A 20201-nucleotide genomic window follows, 5' to 3' on the forward strand; every position below is an offset into this window, starting at 1 on the left:
GAGAGGATCGCGTTGCGCACGGGCGGAGGGCCAGCGGGGAGAGGGCTGGCCCGACCTGCCCCAGCGGGCAGGTTCAGTACGCCCGCCCCCGCGCGGACACAGGCCAGACGGTTTCGACTTTGCCGTTGCGCACGCCGACATACCAATCATGCACGTTGGCCGTCGGATCACAGTGGCCGGGCACAAGCTTCAGCTTTTCATTGACCTTCAACACGCCCTTGGGGTCGGCGATCACGCCGTGCTCGTCCGAGCATTTCACGTACTCAACATCATCGCGCCCGTAGATGAACGGCAGTCCGCTGTCGACGGATTGTGCTTTGAGACCCGCGTCACAAATCGCCTTGTCCGCCTTGGCGTGGCTCATCACGCTGGTTAGGATGAAGAAGGCATTTTCCCATTCACCGGCATCGATCCGTTTTCCGTCCTGGTCAAGGATGCGGCCATAGTCTGCGTCCATGAATGCATAAGAGCCGCACTGGAGTTCATTGTAGAGACCCGAATTCGACTCGAAATAGTAGGAACCTGTCCCGCCGCCCGACACGAGATCGGTCTCGATCCCCTCGTCTTTCAGCGCGTTCACGGCATCCTGAACCTGCCTAATAGCCGTGTCGATCTTGGCCTTGCGGTCGTCAAAGCTGTCCATGTGCTGCATCGCGCCCTGATAGGCCTGGATGCCGCGATAGGTCAGATTGTCGGCCGCGACGACGGCCTTGGCGATCTCGACAACCGCCGGTGTTGTCGTGACGCCACAGCGCCCTGCCCCGCAGTCGATCTCGATGAAGACGCCCAGCTCTGTCCCGGCATTTTTCGCCGCCGACGAAAGGTCGGCAACACTGGCCACATCGTCGACGCAGACAATAACTTCGCCGCCGCTGAACTTCGGCAGTTGGACAAGTCGGGCGATCTTACCCGGATCGCGAACCTGGTTGGAGACCAGTATTTCCTTGATGCCCGCGCGTGCGAAAACTTCCGCCTCGGAAACCTTCTGACAGCAGACGCCAATCGCGCCGCCAATTTCCATCTGCAGCTTCAGCACATCGACCGACTTGTGCATCTTGCCATGTGCGCGGTGCCGCATGCCATGCGCCTTGGCATAGTCACCCATTTTCTTGATGTTACGTTCAAGCGCGTCCAGATCAAGGACCAACGCAGGTGTCTGGATATCGGCCGCATCCATGCCGGGCTTGGCGGGAATATCGAAACCAACTTCGTAGGCGTCGAAATCAATAGAATCTTTCATGGGAAGTCTCCTTGTCAGCCCAATGCCCAGGGCAATTTGTCCAGATCGACGTTGCCGCCGGTGATGATGATGCCAACCCGCTTGCCCTCGAACGCGTCGGGGTTCTTGAGAATGGTCGCGAGCGGGACGGCAGATGACGGCTCCATCACGATCCGCAAATGCTTCCAAATTAGCTTCATCGCATCGATGATTTCTTGTTCGGACGCCGTGTAGATCTCGGAGACGTGGTTTGACACGAAATGCCAGGTCAGTTCCTTGAGCGGCACCAGCAGGCCATCGGCGATGGTCTTGGGCGCGTCATCGGCGATGATGTGTCCCGCCTTGAAGCTGCGGTAGGCATCGTCGGCCTGCTCTGGCTCGGCCGCGATCACCTTGGTTTGCGGGGCCAGGGTTGAGAGTGTCAAGCATGTGCCCGAGATCATGCCGCCGCCGCCAATTGGCGCCACGACCATGTCGAGACCGTCAGTCTGCTCCATGAACTCCTTTGAACAGGTGCCCTGTCCCGCAATCACGCGGGGATCATTATACGGGTGGACGAAATCGCCGCCTGTCTTCGCTTGAACTTCGGCAAAAGTCGCCTCGCGTGATGTGGTCGATGGTTTGCATTCCGTGATCTTGCCACCATAGCGGCGCACCGTATCCTTCTTGGCCTGTGGTGCGGTGCGCGGCATCACCACGTTGCAGGGAATGCCGCGCAGCATTGCCGCATAAGACAGGCAGGACGCATGGTTGCCCGAAGAATGGGTCGCAACGCCCTTTTCGGCCTGCGCGTCATCCAGCCCGAAGACCGCATTGGTGGCCCCGCGTACTTTGAACGCACCGGGTTCCTGGAAGTTCTCGCACTTGAAGAAGAGTTGGCAACCCGCCAGGTCACTCAGATAGTCGGATGTCCGCACCGGCGTGCGGCGGATATGCGGCGCGATCCGGACATGCGCAGCGAGCATATCGTCGTAGGTTGGGATGTACATCATACGGCTCCCTGAGATGCTAGAGTGGTGGGCGTTCTCGCCGACGTTGTCTTTGAGCAGTTGACTGTATTGGACGCGGCGACGGTCTCGGCCACCATCTCCGCGGTGACGGCGGACAGGGTCCAACCCAAGTGGCCATGTCCGGTGTTGTAGAACACACGGTCACGCGCGCCCTGCCCTACCCTGGGCATCATATTCGGCATCATCGGGCGCAGGCCCGCCCACGGGATCGCGTGCTCGGTGCTCACATCGGGAAAAAACCGTTCGCACCACTTCACCAGTGGGCGAATGCGGTCATCGCGGATGTCCATGTTATATCCATTGAACTCCGCCGTGCCCGCGATCCTGAAACGATCTTTACCTAAGCGGCTGGTGACCACCTTGGCTTCATCGTCCAGCAAGCTGATCCATGGTGCGGCGCTCTGGCTTTCTTCGTCATCAAGCCGCACGGTGATCGAGTATCCCTTGACCGGATAAACGTTCACCCGGTCGCCGACCTGCGCCGCGATGGCGCGGCTTTCTACGCCCGCACAGACAACAATGCCGTCAAAGGTCTCGGTCTGGCTTTCGTTGTTCCGGCTCCAGGTGAGGCGCACCTCTTTCTTGTCCACGGCAAGCGCCTCGACATCAGTCCCGAACCGCAGCACCGCGCCACCCTTCTCGATGGATTTGGCGAGGCCCGTTGTGTAGCGGTGAATGTCGCCGGTAAAGTCGCTTTCGGTGTAATAGCCGCCGTAAAACTCTCCACTGAGCGCGGGTTCGATCTGCCGAACTTCTTCGGGGGCAACCGCGCGGCGGTCCAGCCCGCCCTCGGCCAACAGCGTGTTGACCTCGGTCGCGTGATCGAATTCCGATTTGTCGGTATAAATGTGCAAGATACCACGGTTCTCGCAGTCAAACTCGAATCCGTGGCGCTCGGCTTTGTCGCGCAACAGGCCACGTGCAGCAATGGCCATGCGGGTCGTCTCGACCGTGTTGGCGCGGTATTGCGGGATCGAGGCCACGAACTCGGCCATCCAGCTGTACTTGTGCCAACTGGGCTTTGGGTTAACCAGCAGCGGTGCCCCGCGGCTCAGCATCCATTTCATGCCCTTAAAGACTGTCGACCAGCGGGTCCAGGTCTCGGCATTCGATGCCGAGAGCTGGCCTCCGTTGGCGAAAGACGTTTGCATCGCCGCATAGCGGTTACGATCAAACAAGGTGACGTCATAGCCCCGGTCCATCAGGCTGGACGCAGTTGTAACGCCGGTGATCCCGGCGCCGATTACAGCAATTCTGGTCATGGTATCCTCCCGCGACCCAGGTTTCGTCCTGCCGGATGGCAGGTCCAATCCCCTCTGTCGCAGGTCACGGGCTTTGTCCCGAAACGCACTTCAGATCGCCGCGCTGATCACAGTCCTTTTGCCTGAGAGGTGCCGGGGGGTTGCTCCTTCGGCGCCGACTGGGTCGGCCTCTCCTGTGACAGCTTGGTAGGCTGAAATACCACTAGATCGCAGGTATTCTCATGTCAAGACTATTTTAGCGTGAGCCTTTATTGGTCTCTTGAGTCAACGCGGATTGATAGTCTTCCGAGGTCACCCATGCGCCCAGACGTGCGAGAATCTCATTGAAAGCCCGCAACTCTTGTGCGGACAGTGGATCCGTCAGGATTACCTCTAATCGATCTGACAAGCGTCGGGCTACTTGCCGAACCTTTTTCCCCTTCGACGTTGTAGAGAGCAGGAATACGCGTGCGTCTTCGGTAGAGTTTTCGCGCTCAATCAATCCAGAAGCGATCAAATTTTGAATGATGCGTGAGGTCAAACTTCTATCAAAACCCGTTATTTTTGAGATTTTCGCGAATGTAGTGCCGGGTGTGTCGTCAATCAGTCGCAAGACACGCAGATCGCGAATTCGACATCCCGTCTCGCTCAGGAAAATCTCATCATTAGCTTGGATCGCCTCCTGCGCAACGATGTTCAGCCGGTAAGTCAGGCGTTCATTTTTGAATGTCTTGTCGCTCTGCACGATTCACTGCCCCTGTCTTTGATACCGGAAAGGTATCATCTCTTACCCTGCTTTCCACACAAAATAGTCTTAACAAGAAACTATCTTGCATGACAAGTATCGCCGTGCAACATTCTTATCTTGCGACTAACCGGAGGTCTAAGAAGATGTTCACCACCTGGTACGAGACACAAAGCAGAACATCGCAGAACTGGTTGCAGACCCTGCACCGCCATCCAGAGACCGGCTTCGAAGTCGCGCGTACAGCTGCCTTTGTAGCTGATCGTTTGAGCGAATTAGGTTACACGGTTGTGACGGGCATCGCCGGTACCGGGGTCGTTGGTACACTGCATGGTCAGGACGCGTCACCAGAGTCACCCGGTCGCTGTATTGCATTCCGCGCTGAGCTTGACGGGCTGCCGATGCAGGAAAAGGCCAAGGTAGACTACGCCTCCGAAGACCCCAGCCGATTTCATGGCTGTGGGCATGACGGACACATGGTCACCGCGCTGACGGCCGCCGCCTACCTCGCAGAGCATCGGCAATTCGACGGGACGGTCCGCTTCATCTTTCAGCCTGCCGAGGAACTCTTGACCGGTGCCCGCGCCATGATCGCTGACGGCCTCTTCGATCGTTTCCCCTGCGATGAAATCTACGCGCTTCACAATTCACCTGACTTGCCTGCCGGTCAGGTAGGCATTCCTACTACGGCAGCTCTGTCTTCGGCGGACAATATCGACGTTACGATCCGTGCCAACGGAGCGCATGGATCCATGCCACACACCGGCGAAGATGCGATCCTCGCAGCGGCACAACTGATCACATCCGTCCAGCAGGCCACGACCCGTCTGGTGGATGCGCGGGAAGCAGGCGTGATCTCCTTTGGTCTGTTTCAAGGCGGCACTGCGCGGAACATTCTACCAGAGGCTGTCCGGCTGGAAGGCACGATGCGCACGACGTCCTCAACGGTGCGTGACCGCCTCGCCGATCTGCTTCAGGACGCTGTACGCGCGACCGAGCTGCTGTTTGGCGTTCTCATTGAGATCGACGTCGAAAAGGTGGCACCCGTCACGTTGAACGACCCCACATGCGTATCCGCTGCCGTCTCATCCGCAACTCGCGTTGTGGGGGTGGAGCGTGTCGTCGAAAACGCACGCAACTTGATGGCCTCCGAGGATTTCTCCGAACTCTCGTCGATCGTCCCCGGAGCGTATTTCTTCATCGGCCAAGGCGGCTACGCCCCGCACCACCCCGAATTCGTCTTTGACCCGGACATCATCCCGGTCGGAGCCGCTATCTTTGCCGATCTGGCAAAGCTCCGCACGAGCAAGACGCTCAACTCTCACAAACTGACCTGAATCAGATATCATCCTAGGGAGGATCCAGATGATCAACTTCACCACAAAAATGCTCAAGGGCGCGGTCGCCGCAACAGCCCTCGTGTCCGCCACGGCTCAGATCGCCAGTGCCGAGGTTCTGACCATGTCGTCCTGGGTGCCGCCGACCCATTTCGTCCACACCGATTTCCTGGTGCCTTTCACCGAGAAAGTGGCCGAAGTCACCGAAGGCCGTGTGACCGTTACAATCCTGCCCGCTCCGCTGGCCAGCCCGCCCCAGCACTGGGAACTCGCCCGCAACGGTGTCGCGGACATCACCTGGGGCAACTTCACATATGAGCCCGAGCGCTTTGTGTCGATGTGGTTTGCCGAATTCCCCAATGCAGGCACCAATGCCGAGGCTCAAAGCCGTGCCCTTTGGCAAACCTACGAGACTTACCTTGCCGACAACGCAGCCTTTGACGGTGTCAAAATGCTTGGCGTCGGCATGTTCGGTGGTGGTCAACTGCATCATGGGTCCGAGACTGTGACCTCGCCTGAGGACGTGGCCAACGTAAAGTTCCGCATGGGTGGGCCGATTCAGGAAAAACTGCTGACGTCGCTTGGTGCGGTTCCTGTCGCAGCACCGGCGACGAAGGCCTATGAAATGCTGGAAAGCGGTGTCATCGACGGCTCCCTGCACACCATGGAATCCGTGGTGAACTTCCGCCTCGAGGACAGCCTGAAGCACCACACGATTTTCCCGAACGGTTTCTACGACGCGACCTTCTTTGTCATCATGAATGGCGCCAAGTGGGACGGCCTTTCAGACGAAGACAAGGCCGCCATCGAAGGCATCATCGGTGAAGAGCTTTCGGCGGCATGGGGCAAAAACTTCGACCTGCAGAACCCTGCCGCAACCGAGAAACTGGGCGCAGCTGGTCATGACATCGTGGAGGCCTCGCCGGAGCTGATCGCTGCGGTGGATACGATCTACGACACAATGGTCGCCGACTGGGTGGAAGCCGCGAAAGCCGCCGGTGTCGCGGATCCGCAGGCGATGCTGACGTTCTACAACGACACCTACAAGTCGCTCGCTGGCGAATGAGCCGAGTGTGAAGCACTAGCGGAGGCCGGGAAAACGGCCTCCGATTTTTTAGGGAGGAGACAAGATCATGCAGTCCATGGCATGGAAAATTCGCCGGGGGGTCGAAACGGTCATGGCACTGTTCCTTCTGGCAATGGTCGCACTGACCTTCGCCGACGTGATCGGACGCCGCATTGTGGGCAAGCCGATCTACGGGGCAAACGACATCACCGAGCACCTGATGGCGCTGGTCGTATTTGCCGGGCTGCCTTTGGTAACAGCCGCTGGTGCGCATCTCACCATCGACCTTCTCGACAAGCTTGTAAGCAAGCCCTGGATGGCGTGGTGGCGCGTGCTGATCTCGATACTTGTGACCGTGGTACTTGCTGTCATCGCATGGCTCTTCGTGAAGCACGGTTTGAACGCCTCCCGCATTTTCGAAGTGAGCCAGGCTTTGCGCGTTCCCCGGGGGCCACTTTATTTCTTCATGGCCGCAAGCTGCGCCCTGTCCGCCTTGGCCGCACTGGCCGTCACATTCACCGGCCCGATGGTCGACCCCGAAGACACCCATGAGGAGGAAGCGCTATGATTGTCGGCTCCATCGCTATGATTTCGGCCATACTTTTGGCCTTCCTGCGGGTTCCACTCGCCTTTTCTCTTCTGGCGGTTTCGGTCGCGGGGATCGGTTTTGCAATCAACTGGAATATCGCGTTTCAACTCCTTCCACTGACGATCTCGGACGCAGTCTTGTCATATGACCTCGCCGTGGTGCCCATGTTCATCCTGATGGGCAACGTGATCTCAAAAACCGGGATCGCGCACGACCTCTTCCGTGCCGCCTATGCCTTCGTTGGCCATGTGCGTGGCGGGCTGTCGCTGTCGACGATGGTCGCCTGTTCCGGCTTTTCCGCTGTCTGCGGGTCCAGTTATGCCACGGCCGCAACCATGGCCAAGGTCGCCTACCCCAGCATGAAAAAGTACAACTATTCGGACGAACTCGCGGCAGGCACGATCGCTGCAGGCGGTACATTGGGAATTCTGATCCCGCCATCGATCATCATGGTGGTCTACGGCATCCTGACCCAGACAAATATCGGAGATCTGTTCATTGCTGGGGTCATTCCCGGGCTCCTCGGCCTTGCGCTTTACATGATTGCCATTCGCGTGGTCGCCGCGCGCAATCCCGAACATGCACCGCAAGGCGAACTGACGGCTTGGCCGGACCGGCTGAAGGCACTGTCGGGCATCTGGCCATTCGTCCTGCTATTCGGCCTGATCATCGGAGGCCTCTACGCCAAACTGTTCACACCAACCGAAGCAGCTGGCATGGGTGCAGGCCTGGCCATCCTGATCGCAACCTTTCACGGGCGTCTGACCTGGAAAGTGCTGCGGACGGTTATCATCGACACGGCCTACACATCGGTATCGCTCTACACGGTCCTCTTCGGCGCGTTGATGCTCTCCAAGCTTCTGACCCTGTCCGGACTTGCGGCAGGTGTTCTTGCCCTGGTGCAATCTACAGGTCTCGAAGGCTATGCGCTGATTTTCGCGATCATGCTGGTGTTCCTGGTTCTGGGCTGCGTGATGGACTCCATGGCGATCATCCTGATCTTTGTGCCGCTCTTCGCGCCGATCGTCGTGTCGCAGGGGTTCGACCTGGTTTGGTTCGGAATCATCGTGATCGTGGTCACTGAAATCGCGCTCGTCACACCGCCGGTCGGCATGAACGTGTTTGTCTTGAAGGCTGTGCTGCCTGATGTACCGGTCGTTCGCATCTTCAAGGGGCTCGTTCCGTTCATCGCGGTCGATGTCGTGCGGTTGGCGCTGCTGGTGGCGTTTCCTGCAATCACTCTTTGGCTGGGTACAACGGTTGGTTAGCGGGACACGCAAGTCAGGCGGCAGATGAACCCGATTCATTCCCTGCCGCCTGTACGCTTTGTTTCCAACACCTTTGAAGCACCCGTCGTCGTCTCGAAACACATTCTACTTGAAGGCACATCATGGTTTCTAAAGAGCCAAAGCTACCGAATGCCGATGAAGGGCTAGCTCAGACCAAAGTTGACGAAAAGTCGACCTTACTTGCCCGAGTTTGCAAGAGGTTCTGGCGTTACACAGAAAAGACCAGACAGATGGCCATAAAACCATTCAAAGGAATCTTATGAATGGTGGGGCGATCGCTCAAATTCGAACTCTTGTTGACGCCCTCACCCAAGAAGCGTCGCAATATGCGCCGGCGCTTTTGACACCACGCCCAAAGGATTGAGAGCCTTGATCGAGTAATAACCGTGCAGAATGCGGTCCATGTCCACGGTTTCACGTACGCCAGGGATCTGTGCAATAAGCGCGAGATAGGCCCAGAGACGCGGGTAATCCCGGATTTCGCGGCGGTTGGTCTTGAAGAGACCGTGATAGACTGCATCGAACCGGATGAGTGTTACAAAGGCCCGGATGTCCGTCTCCGTCAGCGTGTCGCCGAATAGGAAGTCACCGGTCAGCAACTCCTCGAGTTCGTCCAGCATCGCGAAGATGCCATCCATCGCTTCGTCATAGGCCGCCTGCGTCGTTGCAAATCCGGCCTTGTAGACCCCGTTGTTGAGCAGGTTGTAGAGACGCGGGTTGAGTGCATCGATCTCTGCCGCGTACGCTTTGGGATACAGGCGGATCTCGGAAGGCACGAGGTGCTCGAAAGCTGTGTCCAGCATGCGCAGGATATCCGCGCTTTCGTTGTTCACCATCACGTTCCGTTTCATGTCCCAAAGGACCGGAACCGTCGCACGTCCAGTAAACTTCGGATCGGCGCGGGTGTAGAGTTCATGCACATAACGCGCGCCAAACATCGGGTCTTCGACAGCGCCGGGAAAACCGCCGAAACTCCAGCCCTGATCGGTCAAAGTCGGGTTTACCACAATCACCTCGATCATGTCCTCTAGGCCCTTCAGCTTCCGGGCGATCAGCGTGCGCGATGCCCAGGGGCAGATCAGCGCAACATAGAGCCGGTATCGACCGGGCTCGGCTTCGAAACCGCCCTCCCCCGTCGGTCCGGCGCGACCATCCGCCGTGATCCAGTTGCGAAAGCTCGAGACCTGGCGCACAAAGCGCCCTTGCTCGTCGGCCTTCTGCACCGGTTGCCAGTTTTCCATCCATTTCCCGTCGACAAGCATGGGTCTGTCCCCTCAGTTTGCGTGAAAGATGAACGACCGCATCGACACCGATCCCAGATCGATGGCATCGGTCATGAAGGTCAGGTCGTCGCGCGCGTCTGAGGCGCCGGCGATGGTCAGCGCGGGCAGATAATGGTCTACCGTGGGGTGCGCCGCGGGCAGAAGTGTGCCAAGATTTTTGGCATCCGCCAGCGCGGCGAAATCCCGGTCGGCCAAGCGGTCGGCAAAGAGGGCGTCAAACTCCAGCGCGAACTCCAGAGGCTCTCCACCGCGCCGCATGGCGCGCAGGTTGTGGACGACATTGCCAGACCCCAGGATCAAAACGCCACGGTTGCGCAGTTCCGACAGGGTCCGACCGATGTCGAGCTGATGTGCAAGCCCACGGCTCATGTCGATCGAGACCTGGAATACCGGAACGTCCGCTTCCGGGTAGAGAAACTTGAGGACGGCCCAGGCCCCGTGATCAAGCCCCCAGCGGTCATCTTCCTGCGCCCGGTGGCTCTTCAAGAGCGTGACGACCTCCTGAGCCAGATCGGGCTGGCCGGGCGCGAGGTATGCCTGCGCATAGAGGGCTTCAGGGAAGCCGTAGAAATCGTGAATCGTGCGCGGCATGGCCGAGACGTCGACCAGCGTAGTGTCCCGCGTCATCCAGTGCGCCGACACCACGAGAATGGCCTTGGGTCGCGGGAGACTCTTGCCAAGGACAGACCAGGCCCGGCTGTAGGCATTGTCCTCGATCACGTTCATCGGGCTGCCGTGCCCAAGGAAAACGAGCGGCAACCGATCGGAGGGGGCGAGGCGGTCGCGAAGGTCCTGCAGGCTTTGCGTTTGCATGAGAGGTCTCCCGAGTTGGGCCGGACCGCCAAGAGGCGATCCGGTGGTGTGATTGGCCTCAGGCAAACTTGCCGAGGGTGCGGTCGAAGACTGGGAGTCGGAGCGCGTGGGCACCGGCGCCCAAGAGCAGGATCACGCCCTGAACAACGGCCCAGAACAGTGGGAATTCCCAGCCGCCGCCCTCGTTGGAGAAGGTCCAACCGAAGCCCGAATGCGCCCAAACTGACCCGAGCAGGATCGCGATGAGCGGAATCGAGACGGCGCGAACGCCCACGCCGAGGATCAGTGCCAGGCCGCCGCCCAGTTCGCCGAGGATGGTCAGGTAAGCGAAGAAACCGGGCAGGCCGAGGCTTTCGAAGAAGGCCACGGTGCCGGGGATGGTGAAAAGGCTCACCTTCATCCAGCCGTGGGCGAGGAAGGCGACGCCGCTTGTGACCCGAAGGACAAGTGCCGCGTAATCGGTATTGTTAGTTTCAGAATTGGTGGACATGTCAGTCGCTCCTAAGGGTTTGATCAGGCCACTTGCTGCACAAGTGACGAATTGTTTCTGATGTCCACAACCTAAGCCTTGCAGACCATCAACAAAATTGAGATGTTAGAGAATGACTATCTTCAAAATGTTCTGAATAGGGCCATGGACCGCATCGACCAGATCCGCGCCTTTGTCGCCACTGCCCAGACCGGGTCCTTCACGGCTGCCGCAGACCAGATGGGCATTTCGAACCGGCTGACATCCAAATACGTCGCCGAACTGGAAGCGCGGCTCGGCGTCCGCCTCCTGCAACGCACGACCCGCAGGGTCGGCTTAACGCCGGCTGGCGAAGACCTGCTCACGCGCGCCCCCGCGCTACTGGATGACTTCGACGCTGTTTTGAGTGAGGTTACTGAGAGTTCGAAAGGGTTCTCCGGAACACTGCGCGTTTCCGCTCCTATCACGTTCGGAGAAATCTATGTCGTCGGCATGCTGGCCCGTTTCGCCGCCGCTCATCCAGCAGTGTCAATTGAACTGAGGCTCGACGACAAATATCTCGACCTCGCATCCGAGGGCCTGGATCTGACCTTCCGGCTTGGCCACTTCGACCAGGCCTCCCTCAAGGTTCGCCGTCTGGGAGAGTTTCGCAGCGTTCTGGTCGCAAGTCCGGATTACCTGGCCAGATGCGGGACGCCGACGACGCCAGAAGAGCTCTCAAACCATGCGTGTATTGTCGATACGAACCGGCGGAACCCACGCCGCTGGATGTTTCGCAAAGGCGGCTCAGAGACGATTGCGCATGTGACCGGTCGATTTCACGTCAATTCCGCAAGTGCCGCCGTGGCGCTGGCGATCAGTGGTATCGGACTCGCTTACGTGCCGAGTTTCGCCTTGCGCGGGGCCGTCAAGTCCGGCGATCTCGTCGCACTTCTCGATGAATACCGGTCTGAAAGCGGCCCGGTTGGCGCAGCCTATTTGGAAGGCCGCACGCTGCCTCGCAAGGTTCGAGCGCTAATCGATTTCGCTTTGAGCGACATAAAGTCGTTGAAACCCTTGCAGGCCCTTTGACGAAGATTAGGAAGCTTGTCCTGATAGGAAGAGACCGGTTCCCGCGGTATCAGGGTGCGGCAGATCTAATGTGAAGCTTGCCACATCCGATAACGCCCCTGCCTAGTCACCTCCCGGATCAAGCCCTGCGCTTCCATCCAGCTAAGGTTACGTTGAACAGCAGTGCGGCTAGCTCCGGTCAGGTTCTCGGCCATCGGGGCCGATATCATCGGCCATTCGGTCAGCACGGCGCGAAGGGCAGGTGGCGTTCTACCGGAAAGCCGACTCATCTCTTTTTCGGTTTTGGACGTCCAAGTCTCGATATCATTCAGATGTCGCATCGCCGTCAGTATTGCGCTGTTCATGCCATCCAGCCAGCCGGTCAACCTCTTTGGTGGCAAGCCAGAGGCGCGCAGCCCCCCTGCCCCACCCATAGCCAGCGGTGCAAAGATGGCTCCGTCTCCGTCGCTGACTGCGATCCTTGCTGCGGTGACAGCGGCCTCAATCCGGTCTCCATGTTGCCCGAGGCCCGCGAGGCTCCAGAGATGAAAGCCCATGCAAGCCCGCGTGATCGGGTGAAGATCGGCTGCGGCTGCCATCACCTCCAACCATCCGCGCGCGCGATCCTCAAGCCGCTCGGCGCTGTCTTCGATGGTCCCAGGATCGCGGCGGTCGAGGAAGGCCGCCAAATCGATCTCCGGGCGCGGACCACCAGTCAAGCGCCGAACGGCCCACCCGACCCGAGTCAGTCCTCCGGATCGACCTGAACGCCTGACAGTCGCATGGACATCCAAAGTGCCAGGCGATCAGAACTCACCCGATCTCCCGCAAACCAGCTCAGGTCTGCAGCCTCGATCAGTGCGAGCCGATGCCGCCAACCTTCCGGGCCGCGCAACAACCTGTCGTCCAGCGCACCCAAGCGTCCGGCAACTGTTGCGAGGCGAGCAGCACAGCACGCTTCCGCATTCACCCATTCGTCGATGACACCCGTTTCAGGCGGTTCCGCCCGCGGTCCGGGAGGTAGGTAATCCGGTTCATCTTCGATGGGTCCCGGAAGAAACCAGAGGTCGTCCTCCGAAGCATCCTGACCCCCCTCGGTAGTGACGAGAGGATCGTCGAAATAATCAGGGTTATTCGATGTTTGTGGATTCATGTGTGCAAAATACTAATCTTTTGCACATTACCCAAGTGATTTGGTGGCCATTGTCCGCTCTCTTCATATTGTACGCGCGCGCGACTGTCGGCGGAAGTTCTCAGATCGCGCTCAGCGCAAGGAAGCCAAGGGATTATGCGCCAGCGCGACGAGAGAACACCTACTTGCACTCGTTTACAAACAGTCGATTGATGACTTGTTCCGGATTTGTAAAGAGCCAGAGAAAGGGAAGCCCGGGTGCCGGGCTTGAAAGGATAGAGAAAGCCTCATCCGGGCCCGGCTTCTAAGGATCCGAATCATGGCTAAGACCACAACCCGAACCAAACCCACCACCGTTAAGAAGTCCGAAGCTGCCGGATCGGCCGCGCCTGAAGGCGCTGCCGACATCCGGATGATCCCGCTCAACCAACTTGAGCCGAGCCCGCTTAACGTCCGCAAGGTTGCGGCAAGCGCCAGCGATGACGCAGAACTTTTTGCCAGCATCCGCGAGACCGGCATCAAGCAGAACCTGGTGGTTCATGCGCTGTCAGATACGCGTTTCGCCGTCGATGCCGGCGGTCGTCGCCTCAAGGCGTTGAAGCAGCTTGCCGAGGACGGTGTCATCCCCGCTGATCACCCGGTGCCTTGTCTCATCGAAGATGAGCGCAATGCCATCCTCACCTCCACCACCGAAAACCTCCAGCGCGCGGCGATGCATCCGGCCGACCAGTTCGAGGCTTTTGAGGCGATGATCGCCGAGGGTCGCAGTGAAGATGAAATCGCGCTGAAGTTTGGCGTCTCGGTCGACTTGGTGCGCCGTCGGCTCAAACTCGCCCGTGTCGCGCCCGAGATCATCGAGCAGTTCCGTGCTGGCGACCTGACCCTCGAATGCGTGATGGCCTTCACCCTGACCGACGATCATGATCGCCAGTTGGCGGTCTGGAACGCAGTGAAGGGCGGCTATCACATCCATCCGCAAAGCATCAAACGCCAGCTGACCGAGACGGCGCATTCGGCGAACTCGGCGCTCGGGCGCTTTGTCGGCATCGAGGCCTATGAGGCGGCGGGCGGGGTTCTGCTGCGCGACCTCTTTGACGATCGCGCCAGCGCCCATATGGAAAACCCCGAGCTCCTAGAGCGCCTCGCTATCGAGAAGCTGCAGGCTGCGGCCAAACCCTTCGAGGCGGCGTGGAAATGGGTCGAGGTGCATCTTTCGGTGGATTACGGCGCGTTTCGCAGTTTCGGGCGGGTCTATCCGCAGGATGTCGATCCCGATCCGGAATTGCTCGCCGAAGAGACCCGCCTCATCGCGCGCGAGGAAGAACTGGCGGCGCAGAATGACGGCGAAGACTGGACTGATGCAGAGACGGAAGAATATTACGCCATTGAGCCGCGTCTTCGCGAGATCGAGGCCTTGCAACGTGAGCGGCAACCTTACGCGGACGAAGACCGCGCCATCGCTGGCGTCGTTCTGACCATCGGCCATGACGGAGCGCAGCGCGTCGAGAAAGGCCTGGTGAGGCCCGAGGATATTCCCGCCGCGCCTAAGCCCGACGAGACCACCGAAGATGCGGGAGGGGCCGCCTCCCCTGCCCGACCAAACGTGACGCCGCCGACCTCCTCGACGCCGGTGCCGACCTCAGATCCGGCCGCGACTTTGCGCAAAGCCGACGGAATTTCGGCGAGCCTGGCCGACGATCTCCGGGCCACGCGCCAGCACATCCTGCGGGCGCATCTGGCGGCGGATTTCGAGGTGGCGTTCGACGCGATGCTCTATGCGCTCTGCGAGCAGGCTCTGGGGCGGTCCTACAACAACGAGGCGCTCGATATCTCGATCCGACCTTTCCAGGCGCAAAACCGCGAGGTACTGCATGCGGATACCGTCGCCCAGAAAATGCTCGAGGCGCTGGAACAGGACCTCGCCACCGACTGGATGACGCTGGAGAAACCTGAGGACTTCCGGGCGATGTCGGCACTGCCGATTGCGGACAAACAGGCGCTTTTTGCCTGGGCGACGGGTCTGGCGGTCAAGCCGCAGCTCTCCTCCGACAATCGCCCCTCCGCGATCATCGAGGAGATCGGCGGGCGGCTTGATGTCGATGTGGCAGCCTGTTGGCGCCCTACTGCGCAGAACTACTGGGGCCGGGTCAACAAGGGGCATGCAGTTGCCACGGCGCGTAAGCTGATTGGCGATGACTACGCCGAGGAGCGCAACCGCGAGCGCAAAGGCGACATTGCCGCTGCGATGGAGCGGGCTTTTGCAGAAACCGCTGGTGAGACGGAAGGTTTCGACGCCGCAACGGTCGCCAAGACCACGCTCTGGTTGCCCGATGGGATGGTGTTCGCTGGCGCGTCCCGCTCTGACGTCGTGGAGGTGCCTGATCAGGTTGATCCCGAACCAGCAGCAGATATGTCCGATGGCGTATCGGACGAAGAACCGTCGTCCCTGCCCGCCTTCCTCAGCGGCGATGCGGCCTGATCTAGCAAGCCATTATCCGAATTCCACAGACAATCTGGGCCGCCCTCGCGCAGAGGGCGACCCTTTCCGACTGACGGGTTGCCTACAGCCGATACCGGATCGGCTGGCTCGTCCCGGAGACATCTCATGACCACCGCACTCGATCTCGATCCCTTTCGGGAAGCCGCAATGATCGCCGCGCAGAATGATGCGTTTCGCCGCTCCATCCTCGGCAATCCTCCCGTTGCCGATGCCCCGCAGGGCCAGTTCGTGATGACCCGCGGCGTCGCGGCGCTTGGGCCCGACGCCCAACTGGAGCTCACTCGCCATGTAGCCGCGTTTGACGCCTTCAATGCCGACAGCGACCCGCAGGGATGGCACGAAATGGGGGGCATCGAATTCGATGGCACGACGGTCTGGTTCAAGATTGATGGGGTGGATGCTCCCTCCCACAACGGCATCGCAATGTGCCAGACTGGCTTTGTTGGAAGTCAGTGAGAATGAAAGGAAGCATCCATGACCGACGTTAGCATTTTAGCCATCGACCTTGCAAAGCACAGTTTTCAGGTTTGTGCGACGACCGCCGAGGGCGTCATCGTGTTCAATCGTAAGTATACGCGCGGCAAGCTGAGCGAGCTTTTGGCCAATCATCCTCAATGTCTGGTAGCGATGGAGGCATGTGCCACCAGCCACTATTGGGGCCGCGAGGCGCAGGGCCACGGGCATGACGTCAGGTTGATCCCTCCGATCTACGTGAAGCCATTTGTCAAACGCAGCAAGAATGACGCCAATGACGCGGCGGCGATTGCAGTGGCTGTGCGGCAGCCAGACATGCGGTTCGTTGCGGTCAAGAGCCCGGATCAACAAGCGCAGGCCATGCTGTTTCGAACCCATCAAACTTTCACACGCCAGCGGTCACAATTGCTGATCACCCTGCGCGGTCATTTGGCCGAACACGGGATCATCGTTGCAAAGGGCAATGCGGCCCTAATCGCCTACGAAAAGGTTCTTGAGGCAGAGCCTGACCTTGTTCCCGATCTGGTGTTGGAAGCAGCGCGGCTTTATTTCCATCAAATTGCCCAACTCAACAATTCCATCGCCGCCTTCGAGCGGCAGATGAAAGACACAGCGAAGCGCAATGATACGGCGCGCAGGCTTCAGACCATGCCGGGCATCGGGCCAATCAACGCCGCCGCATTCTTGGCGTTTGCGCCGCCAATGGAGAGCTTCAAACGGGGTCGTGATTTTGCTGCCTGGCTCGGCTTAGTTCCGCGACAGCATTCGACCGGAGGCAAGACCAGATTGGGCCGTGTCAGTAAGATGGGACAGTCCGATATGCGAAGGCTCCTGATCACAGGTGCAACCGTCTGCCTCAGGTGGGCTGTTGCAAAAGGCATCGACCCTCAAAGCTGGTTGGGTCGGCTGTTGGCCCGCAAACCCGCCAAGATGGTGGCGGTCGCGATGGCAAACAAAATGGCGCGCGCCCTTTGGGCCATGATGACGAAAGGGCAGGATTACTCGGGCAGTCTGGTGCAATACGCCAAGATGTAACCGAGAACAAAGATCCGTTTCGGCCTGCATAACAGCAACAGACTGAACCGGTGAAGTGAGGAGACCAACAGACGATTATGGGCGCAATGATCACGTTCAGCTTTGGGAAAACCATATAGAGGTCAAGGACATAAAAGTCCGAAAGATCGATTTGGACCCCGAGCTCACGAACACCATAACGGCCGGTGGCAGACCTAAGCCACATGCACAGGCCTGACACACGACCGGTACCGATCACGCAAGCCAGAACCGTCTGAAAATCACCTTGCGAAACCGGGAGCATCCACACACGACCTATATGACGTCGACTACACATATGGTTCGCCCGAACCCTCTGATCCCGCGCTGACGCGCCGCGTGCTGACTCTGCTTCTCCCGTCGGAATACTGACGCCTCCAATCCCTACTCACCGCCCCGGACCGCCCTTGCACAAAGGGCGGTCCTTTCGCGCTGGCGGGTTCCAAGGGGCGCGATACCCGCGCCTTGCCCGCCACAGGAGACCTCAGATGGCCAAAACACTCGACTACCAGATCACCCTTTATCCCGCACATCGCGATGGCGCCTTCGTCGTCACCGAGTTCCAGATGATGGCGAACTACCCCGAAAAGCGCATCCAGGCTGCGGGTATGGACGACCTCATCGACAAGGTGACGCAATTCGCGATGGAGCATGGTGAGAGCTGTAGCGCCTCTGTGCGCTGCCTCGCTCCGCGCAAACCGCCCGGGTTCAAGCGCGCGACCGAGAACCTCTATTTCAACCTGGTTGACCGAACGGCTGAGAAACGCGGCGACGCTGCGGCCTGAAACCGCCCACAGGAAATTCTGGGCGGCCTGTCTGAGCGGTCGCCCTCCCCTTCCGTCAATTCCAAAGGACCAAAGACATGACACAAGCGACTGATTTCTACGCACAGATGCTCGAAGCCCAGAAACGTGCAGCCGAAGAGCGAGTCGAGACGCGCGCGGCGCTGCTCTCCGAGTTACGCGCCCTCGGCGTGACCAGCATCGAGGTGCAATATGAAGGCTATGGGGATGCCGGCAATGTCGAGGACGTTGTCGTGACGCCTGACACGATCACCCTCACGGAAGAGCTACGGCGCCGCGTCGAGGACTTCGGCTGGGACTTCGCCTATGCGCTGAGCCCCGGCTTCGAGAACAACGAGGGCGGCTATGGCGAACTGACCTGGTCGCTCGAGACCGACAAGATCGATGTCAGCCACTCGAACCGCTATATTGAGACCGACACCACCGAACATGAGGGGCTCTGACATGGCACACCCCCTCCATCACGCCGAAAGCTCGGCCCGAAAATTCGGCGGTATTCCAGATGATTACCAGCATGTGCATGATTGGTTCGACTCATCCAAAGAGCATCTAGGTCTTTTCATTCACAGAGCACATCGGCACCACACGCTCGGGATCTTTGAGGCTGAGCGGTTGTTTGGTCGCAGCCTGACCAACAGCGCGGGCCGGGTCGTCCCGATCCGCTGGATCGGCGAGCAGCATGTGCGCGAAGACTGCCAGGGGCGGATCCCGTCGCTGGCGGACTGGCTCGGACGCATTCAGCCCGAACCCTGGATGGCCAATGGCCGGATCGACAACGACCCGACGCAGATTGGCAGCGACCCGCGTGCGGCCTGGGCCACGGCGGTCTCCAATCACCAGACCATTCTCGGCTTTGAAGATTGGCTTCTGAAGGTCTCGGTCGAGCACGTCCAGCATCGCCAGAACCGCGCCGCCGCCTGATCCGCCGGGCGGCAAACTCACCAACCACCTGACCACGTCCCAATCGACCTGCTCGAGCCCCAACCGGCTTGGCGGGTCGATTGCGTTTCAAGAAAGGAAATCGACATGCACGACCCCGTCTACGAGGAGGTCCACCAGGGCCACAACATCAAGATCTACCACGACCCCGATTCTGAGAGCCCGCGCGAGTGGTGCAACCTCGGAACGCTGATCTGCTGGCACCGGCGCTATCGGCTGGGTGACAGCCATCAGCACGACAGCCCTGAGGCGTTTCTGCGCAATCTTGCCGATGTCTCGGATCAGAGCGACCTCTCGATGGACCGTCTGCGGGACCGCGCCGAATGCAAGGCAATCATCCTGCCCGTCTTTCTCTATGACCATTCCGGCCTCGCGATGAACACCATCGGGTTTCACTGCCCTTGGGATTCCGGCCAGGTCGGTTTTGTCTACATGACGCTCGCAGATGTGCGAAACGAATTCGGTGTAAAACGCGTGACCAAGGCCCTGCGCGAAAAGGCTGTAGACGTTTTACGTGGTGAGATCGTCGACTACGATTCTTACCTTGGCGGCAGGGTCTATGGTTACGTCGTCGAACAGGGTGGCGAGGAGATCGACGCTTGCTGGGGGTTTGTTGGCGGCTATGAGACGCATTGTTTGCCGGAGGCGCGGAATGCTGTTCCTCGGTCCGATCCCCATGCGCCACCCGCGACCGGTGCATTGACCGCATATCCATAGAATAACTCGCCGCCACAGACCGGAACTATGGGCAGCACCCGATCGCGCGCACGCATTGCTGCATTGCAGAGAAGTCATGGCCCGCCCATTGTGCGACTGCAGCATTGCTCCTATGTTTGCTCTTGTGATCGGTTCTCTCCTCCTCCCTGAGCCGATCCGGAATAATCGGCGGCATCCACCTCCTCCCGGATGCCGCCTTTTTATTTGCAGATCCCCATTCTGAGTTCTTGCGATTTCTCCTGGTTGGCCATTCGGTCCCCGAAATTGCTTTGTGTCGGTTCCGTTTCGTTGGAGGTGCCCAAAATGCAGGCACGGCCGTGTCCCAGCAGCCTGGCATGGGTTTGCGCGACAACGCCCACAGCATCATCCCCAGATTTTGTGGAAAAGTTCTCGCTGCCAAGACTTCAGTTTTCGAGGCCATGAAAGAGCGAGAGGCAGGGCGGGAGGGGTGACCCCTCCCGGGTGAGAGAGT

Annotated in this window: 20 protein-coding genes, 1 pseudogene and 1 riboswitch; of the genes and pseudogenes, 13 read left to right on the forward strand and 8 right to left on the reverse strand. The window is 59.4% G+C overall.

From position 1 onward, the window contains the following. Positions 1-73: 73 nt before the first annotated feature. From bhcC to MED193_RS01360, 4 genes are all read right to left on the reverse strand, one after another. Complete coding sequence (bhcC, locus tag MED193_RS01345) at positions 74-1240, reverse strand: 3-hydroxy-D-aspartate aldolase BhcC (RefSeq protein WP_009807822.1); 1167 nt, start codon at positions 1238-1240, stop codon at positions 74-76. Positions 1241-1254: 14 nt separating this feature from the next. Then, positions 1255-2208, reverse strand: a complete 954-nt coding sequence (bhcB, locus tag MED193_RS01350) for a beta-hydroxyaspartate dehydratase BhcB (protein WP_009807823.1) — start codon at positions 2206-2208, stop codon at positions 1255-1257. Next, on the reverse strand, positions 2208-3491 hold the full coding sequence (locus MED193_RS01355; RefSeq protein WP_009807824.1) for a D-amino acid dehydrogenase: 1284 nt from the start codon (positions 3489-3491) through the stop codon (positions 2208-2210). The genes bhcB and MED193_RS01355 overlap by 1 nt, the downstream gene beginning before the upstream one ends. A 100-nt stretch (positions 3492-3591) precedes the next feature. Beyond that, positions 3592-3677, reverse strand: a riboswitch (glycine riboswitch). Positions 3678-3726: 49 nt separating this feature from the next. Further along, a complete protein-coding gene (locus tag MED193_RS01360; protein WP_009807825.1) occupies positions 3727-4215 on the reverse strand; it encodes a MarR family winged helix-turn-helix transcriptional regulator in 489 nt (162 codons plus the stop codon). Between the two features lie 146 nt (positions 4216-4361). On the opposite strand from MED193_RS01360, the gene MED193_RS01365 reads away from it, so the two are divergent. The 4 genes from MED193_RS01365 to MED193_RS01380 all read left to right on the forward strand — a co-directional run bounded on the left by MED193_RS01365 (position 4362) and on the right by MED193_RS01380 (position 8475). Continuing rightward, entirely contained in the window at positions 4362-5552 is a 1191-nt protein-coding gene (locus MED193_RS01365) for a M20 family metallopeptidase (protein ID WP_009807826.1), read from the forward strand. 28 nt (positions 5553-5580) lie between these two features. After that, positions 5581-6618, forward strand: a complete 1038-nt coding sequence (locus MED193_RS01370; RefSeq protein ID WP_009807827.1) for a TRAP transporter substrate-binding protein — start codon at positions 5581-5583, stop codon at positions 6616-6618. Positions 6619-6685: 67 nt separating this feature from the next. Next, complete coding sequence (locus MED193_RS01375; protein ID WP_009807828.1) at positions 6686-7186, forward strand: TRAP transporter small permease; 501 nt, start codon at positions 6686-6688, stop codon at positions 7184-7186. Next, positions 7183-8475 (forward strand): TRAP transporter large permease, encoded by a 1293-nt coding sequence (locus MED193_RS01380; protein WP_009807829.1) that lies wholly within the window; start codon positions 7183-7185, stop codon positions 8473-8475. The genes MED193_RS01375 and MED193_RS01380 overlap by 4 nt, the downstream gene beginning before the upstream one ends. 326 nt (positions 8476-8801) lie before the next feature. Here MED193_RS01380 and MED193_RS01385 read toward each other — a convergent pair whose 3' ends face one another. Genes MED193_RS01385 through MED193_RS01395 form a run of 3 tightly spaced genes read right to left on the reverse strand, consistent with a single transcriptional unit; the run spans position 8802 to position 11082 of the window. Next, a complete protein-coding gene (locus MED193_RS01385; protein ID WP_009807831.1) occupies positions 8802-9758 on the reverse strand; it encodes a glutathione S-transferase family protein in 957 nt (318 codons plus the stop codon). A gap of 12 nt (positions 9759-9770) precedes the next feature. Then, positions 9771-10592, reverse strand: a complete 822-nt coding sequence (gene ygiD / locus MED193_RS01390) for a 4,5-DOPA dioxygenase extradiol (RefSeq protein ID WP_009807832.1) — start codon at positions 10590-10592, stop codon at positions 9771-9773. Positions 10593-10650: 58 nt separating this feature from the next. Further along, the gene (locus tag MED193_RS01395) at positions 10651-11082 is read right to left on the reverse strand and encodes a DoxX family protein (protein WP_009807833.1); all 432 of its coding nucleotides are present in this window, start codon (positions 11080-11082) and stop codon (positions 10651-10653) included. A 144-nt stretch (positions 11083-11226) separates the two neighbouring features. Here MED193_RS01395 and MED193_RS01400 point away from each other — a divergent pair, with 144 nt between their 5' ends. Then, entirely contained in the window at positions 11227-12132 is a 906-nt protein-coding gene (locus MED193_RS01400) for a LysR family transcriptional regulator (protein WP_039965717.1), read from the forward strand. 65 nt (positions 12133-12197) lie between these two features. Here MED193_RS01400 and MED193_RS22455 read toward each other — a convergent pair. Continuing rightward, positions 12198-13264 (reverse strand): annotated as a pseudogene (locus MED193_RS22455) (hypothetical protein). 298 nt (positions 13265-13562) lie between these two features. Between MED193_RS22455 and MED193_RS01415 the strand changes: the two are divergent. The 8 genes from MED193_RS01415 to MED193_RS01445 all read left to right on the forward strand — a co-directional run bounded on the left by MED193_RS01415 (position 13563) and on the right by MED193_RS01445 (position 19729). Further along, positions 13563-15722 (forward strand): ParB/RepB/Spo0J family partition protein, encoded by a 2160-nt coding sequence (locus MED193_RS01415; RefSeq protein WP_009807837.1) that lies wholly within the window; start codon positions 13563-13565, stop codon positions 15720-15722. 126 nt (positions 15723-15848) lie between these two features. Next, complete coding sequence (locus tag MED193_RS01420; RefSeq protein ID WP_009807838.1) at positions 15849-16199, forward strand: DUF3768 domain-containing protein; 351 nt, start codon at positions 15849-15851, stop codon at positions 16197-16199. An 18-nt stretch (positions 16200-16217) separates the two neighbouring features. Beyond that, the gene (locus MED193_RS01425; RefSeq protein WP_009807839.1) at positions 16218-17252 is read left to right on the forward strand and encodes an IS110 family transposase; all 1035 of its coding nucleotides are present in this window, start codon (positions 16218-16220) and stop codon (positions 17250-17252) included. Positions 17253-17465: 213 nt separating this feature from the next. After that, on the forward strand, positions 17466-17642 hold the full coding sequence (locus tag MED193_RS23185; RefSeq protein ID WP_254655414.1) for a DUF3768 domain-containing protein: 177 nt from the start codon (positions 17466-17468) through the stop codon (positions 17640-17642). Between the two features lie 116 nt (positions 17643-17758). Beyond that, positions 17759-18055 carry a hypothetical protein gene (locus MED193_RS01430; RefSeq protein WP_009807840.1) on the forward strand — a complete coding sequence of 99 codons (297 nt, stop codon included), beginning with the start codon at positions 17759-17761 and terminating at the stop codon, positions 18053-18055. 77 nt (positions 18056-18132) lie between these two features. Next, positions 18133-18516 (forward strand): DUF6878 family protein, encoded by a 384-nt coding sequence (locus MED193_RS01435; protein WP_009807841.1) that lies wholly within the window; start codon positions 18133-18135, stop codon positions 18514-18516. Position 18517: 1 nt separating this feature from the next. Further along, entirely contained in the window at positions 18518-18994 is a 477-nt protein-coding gene (locus MED193_RS01440; RefSeq protein ID WP_009807842.1) for a hypothetical protein, read from the forward strand. A gap of 105 nt (positions 18995-19099) precedes the next feature. Continuing rightward, positions 19100-19729, forward strand: a complete 630-nt coding sequence (locus MED193_RS01445; RefSeq protein WP_009807843.1) for a hypothetical protein — start codon at positions 19100-19102, stop codon at positions 19727-19729. Positions 19730-20201 lie beyond the last annotated feature (472 nt).

Source organism: Roseobacter sp. MED193 (assembly GCF_000152965.1).
Taxonomy (GTDB): domain Bacteria; phylum Pseudomonadota; class Alphaproteobacteria; order Rhodobacterales; family Rhodobacteraceae; genus Pseudophaeobacter.

Excerpts from the sequence above, each read along its gene's own strand:
- MED193_RS01355 (WP_009807824.1), bottom strand. The coding sequence starts at position 3,491 with ATGACCAGAATTGCTGTAATCGGCGCCGGGATCACCGGCGTTACAACT.
- MED193_RS01395 (WP_009807833.1), bottom strand. The coding sequence starts at position 11,082 with ATGTCCACCAATTCTGAAACTAACAATACCGATTACGCGGCACTTGTC.
- MED193_RS01445 (WP_009807843.1), top strand. The coding sequence starts at position 19,100 with ATGCACGACCCCGTCTACGAGGAGGTCCACCAGGGCCACAACATCAAG.
- MED193_RS01440 (WP_009807842.1), top strand. The coding sequence starts at position 18,518 with ATGGCACACCCCCTCCATCACGCCGAAAGCTCGGCCCGAAAATTCGGC.
- MED193_RS01425 (WP_009807839.1), top strand. The coding sequence starts at position 16,218 with ATGACCGACGTTAGCATTTTAGCCATCGACCTTGCAAAGCACAGTTTT.
- MED193_RS01415 (WP_009807837.1), top strand. The coding sequence starts at position 13,563 with ATGGCTAAGACCACAACCCGAACCAAACCCACCACCGTTAAGAAGTCC.
- MED193_RS01420 (WP_009807838.1), top strand. The coding sequence starts at position 15,849 with ATGACCACCGCACTCGATCTCGATCCCTTTCGGGAAGCCGCAATGATC.
- MED193_RS01370 (WP_009807827.1), top strand. The coding sequence starts at position 5,581 with ATGATCAACTTCACCACAAAAATGCTCAAGGGCGCGGTCGCCGCAACA.
- bhcB (WP_009807823.1), bottom strand. The coding sequence starts at position 2,208 with ATGTACATCCCAACCTACGACGATATGCTCGCTGCGCATGTCCGGATC.
- MED193_RS01375 (WP_009807828.1), top strand. The coding sequence starts at position 6,686 with ATGCAGTCCATGGCATGGAAAATTCGCCGGGGGGTCGAAACGGTCATG.
- MED193_RS01430 (WP_009807840.1), top strand. The coding sequence starts at position 17,759 with ATGGCCAAAACACTCGACTACCAGATCACCCTTTATCCCGCACATCGC.
- MED193_RS01365 (WP_009807826.1), top strand. The coding sequence starts at position 4,362 with ATGTTCACCACCTGGTACGAGACACAAAGCAGAACATCGCAGAACTGG.
- MED193_RS01435 (WP_009807841.1), top strand. The coding sequence starts at position 18,133 with ATGACACAAGCGACTGATTTCTACGCACAGATGCTCGAAGCCCAGAAA.
- MED193_RS01400 (WP_039965717.1), top strand. The coding sequence starts at position 11,227 with ATGGACCGCATCGACCAGATCCGCGCCTTTGTCGCCACTGCCCAGACC.
- MED193_RS01385 (WP_009807831.1), bottom strand. The coding sequence starts at position 9,758 with ATGCTTGTCGACGGGAAATGGATGGAAAACTGGCAACCGGTGCAGAAG.
- bhcC (WP_009807822.1), bottom strand. The coding sequence starts at position 1,240 with ATGAAAGATTCTATTGATTTCGACGCCTACGAAGTTGGTTTCGATATT.
- MED193_RS01380 (WP_009807829.1), top strand. The coding sequence starts at position 7,183 with ATGATTGTCGGCTCCATCGCTATGATTTCGGCCATACTTTTGGCCTTC.
- ygiD (WP_009807832.1), bottom strand. The coding sequence starts at position 10,592 with ATGCAAACGCAAAGCCTGCAGGACCTTCGCGACCGCCTCGCCCCCTCC.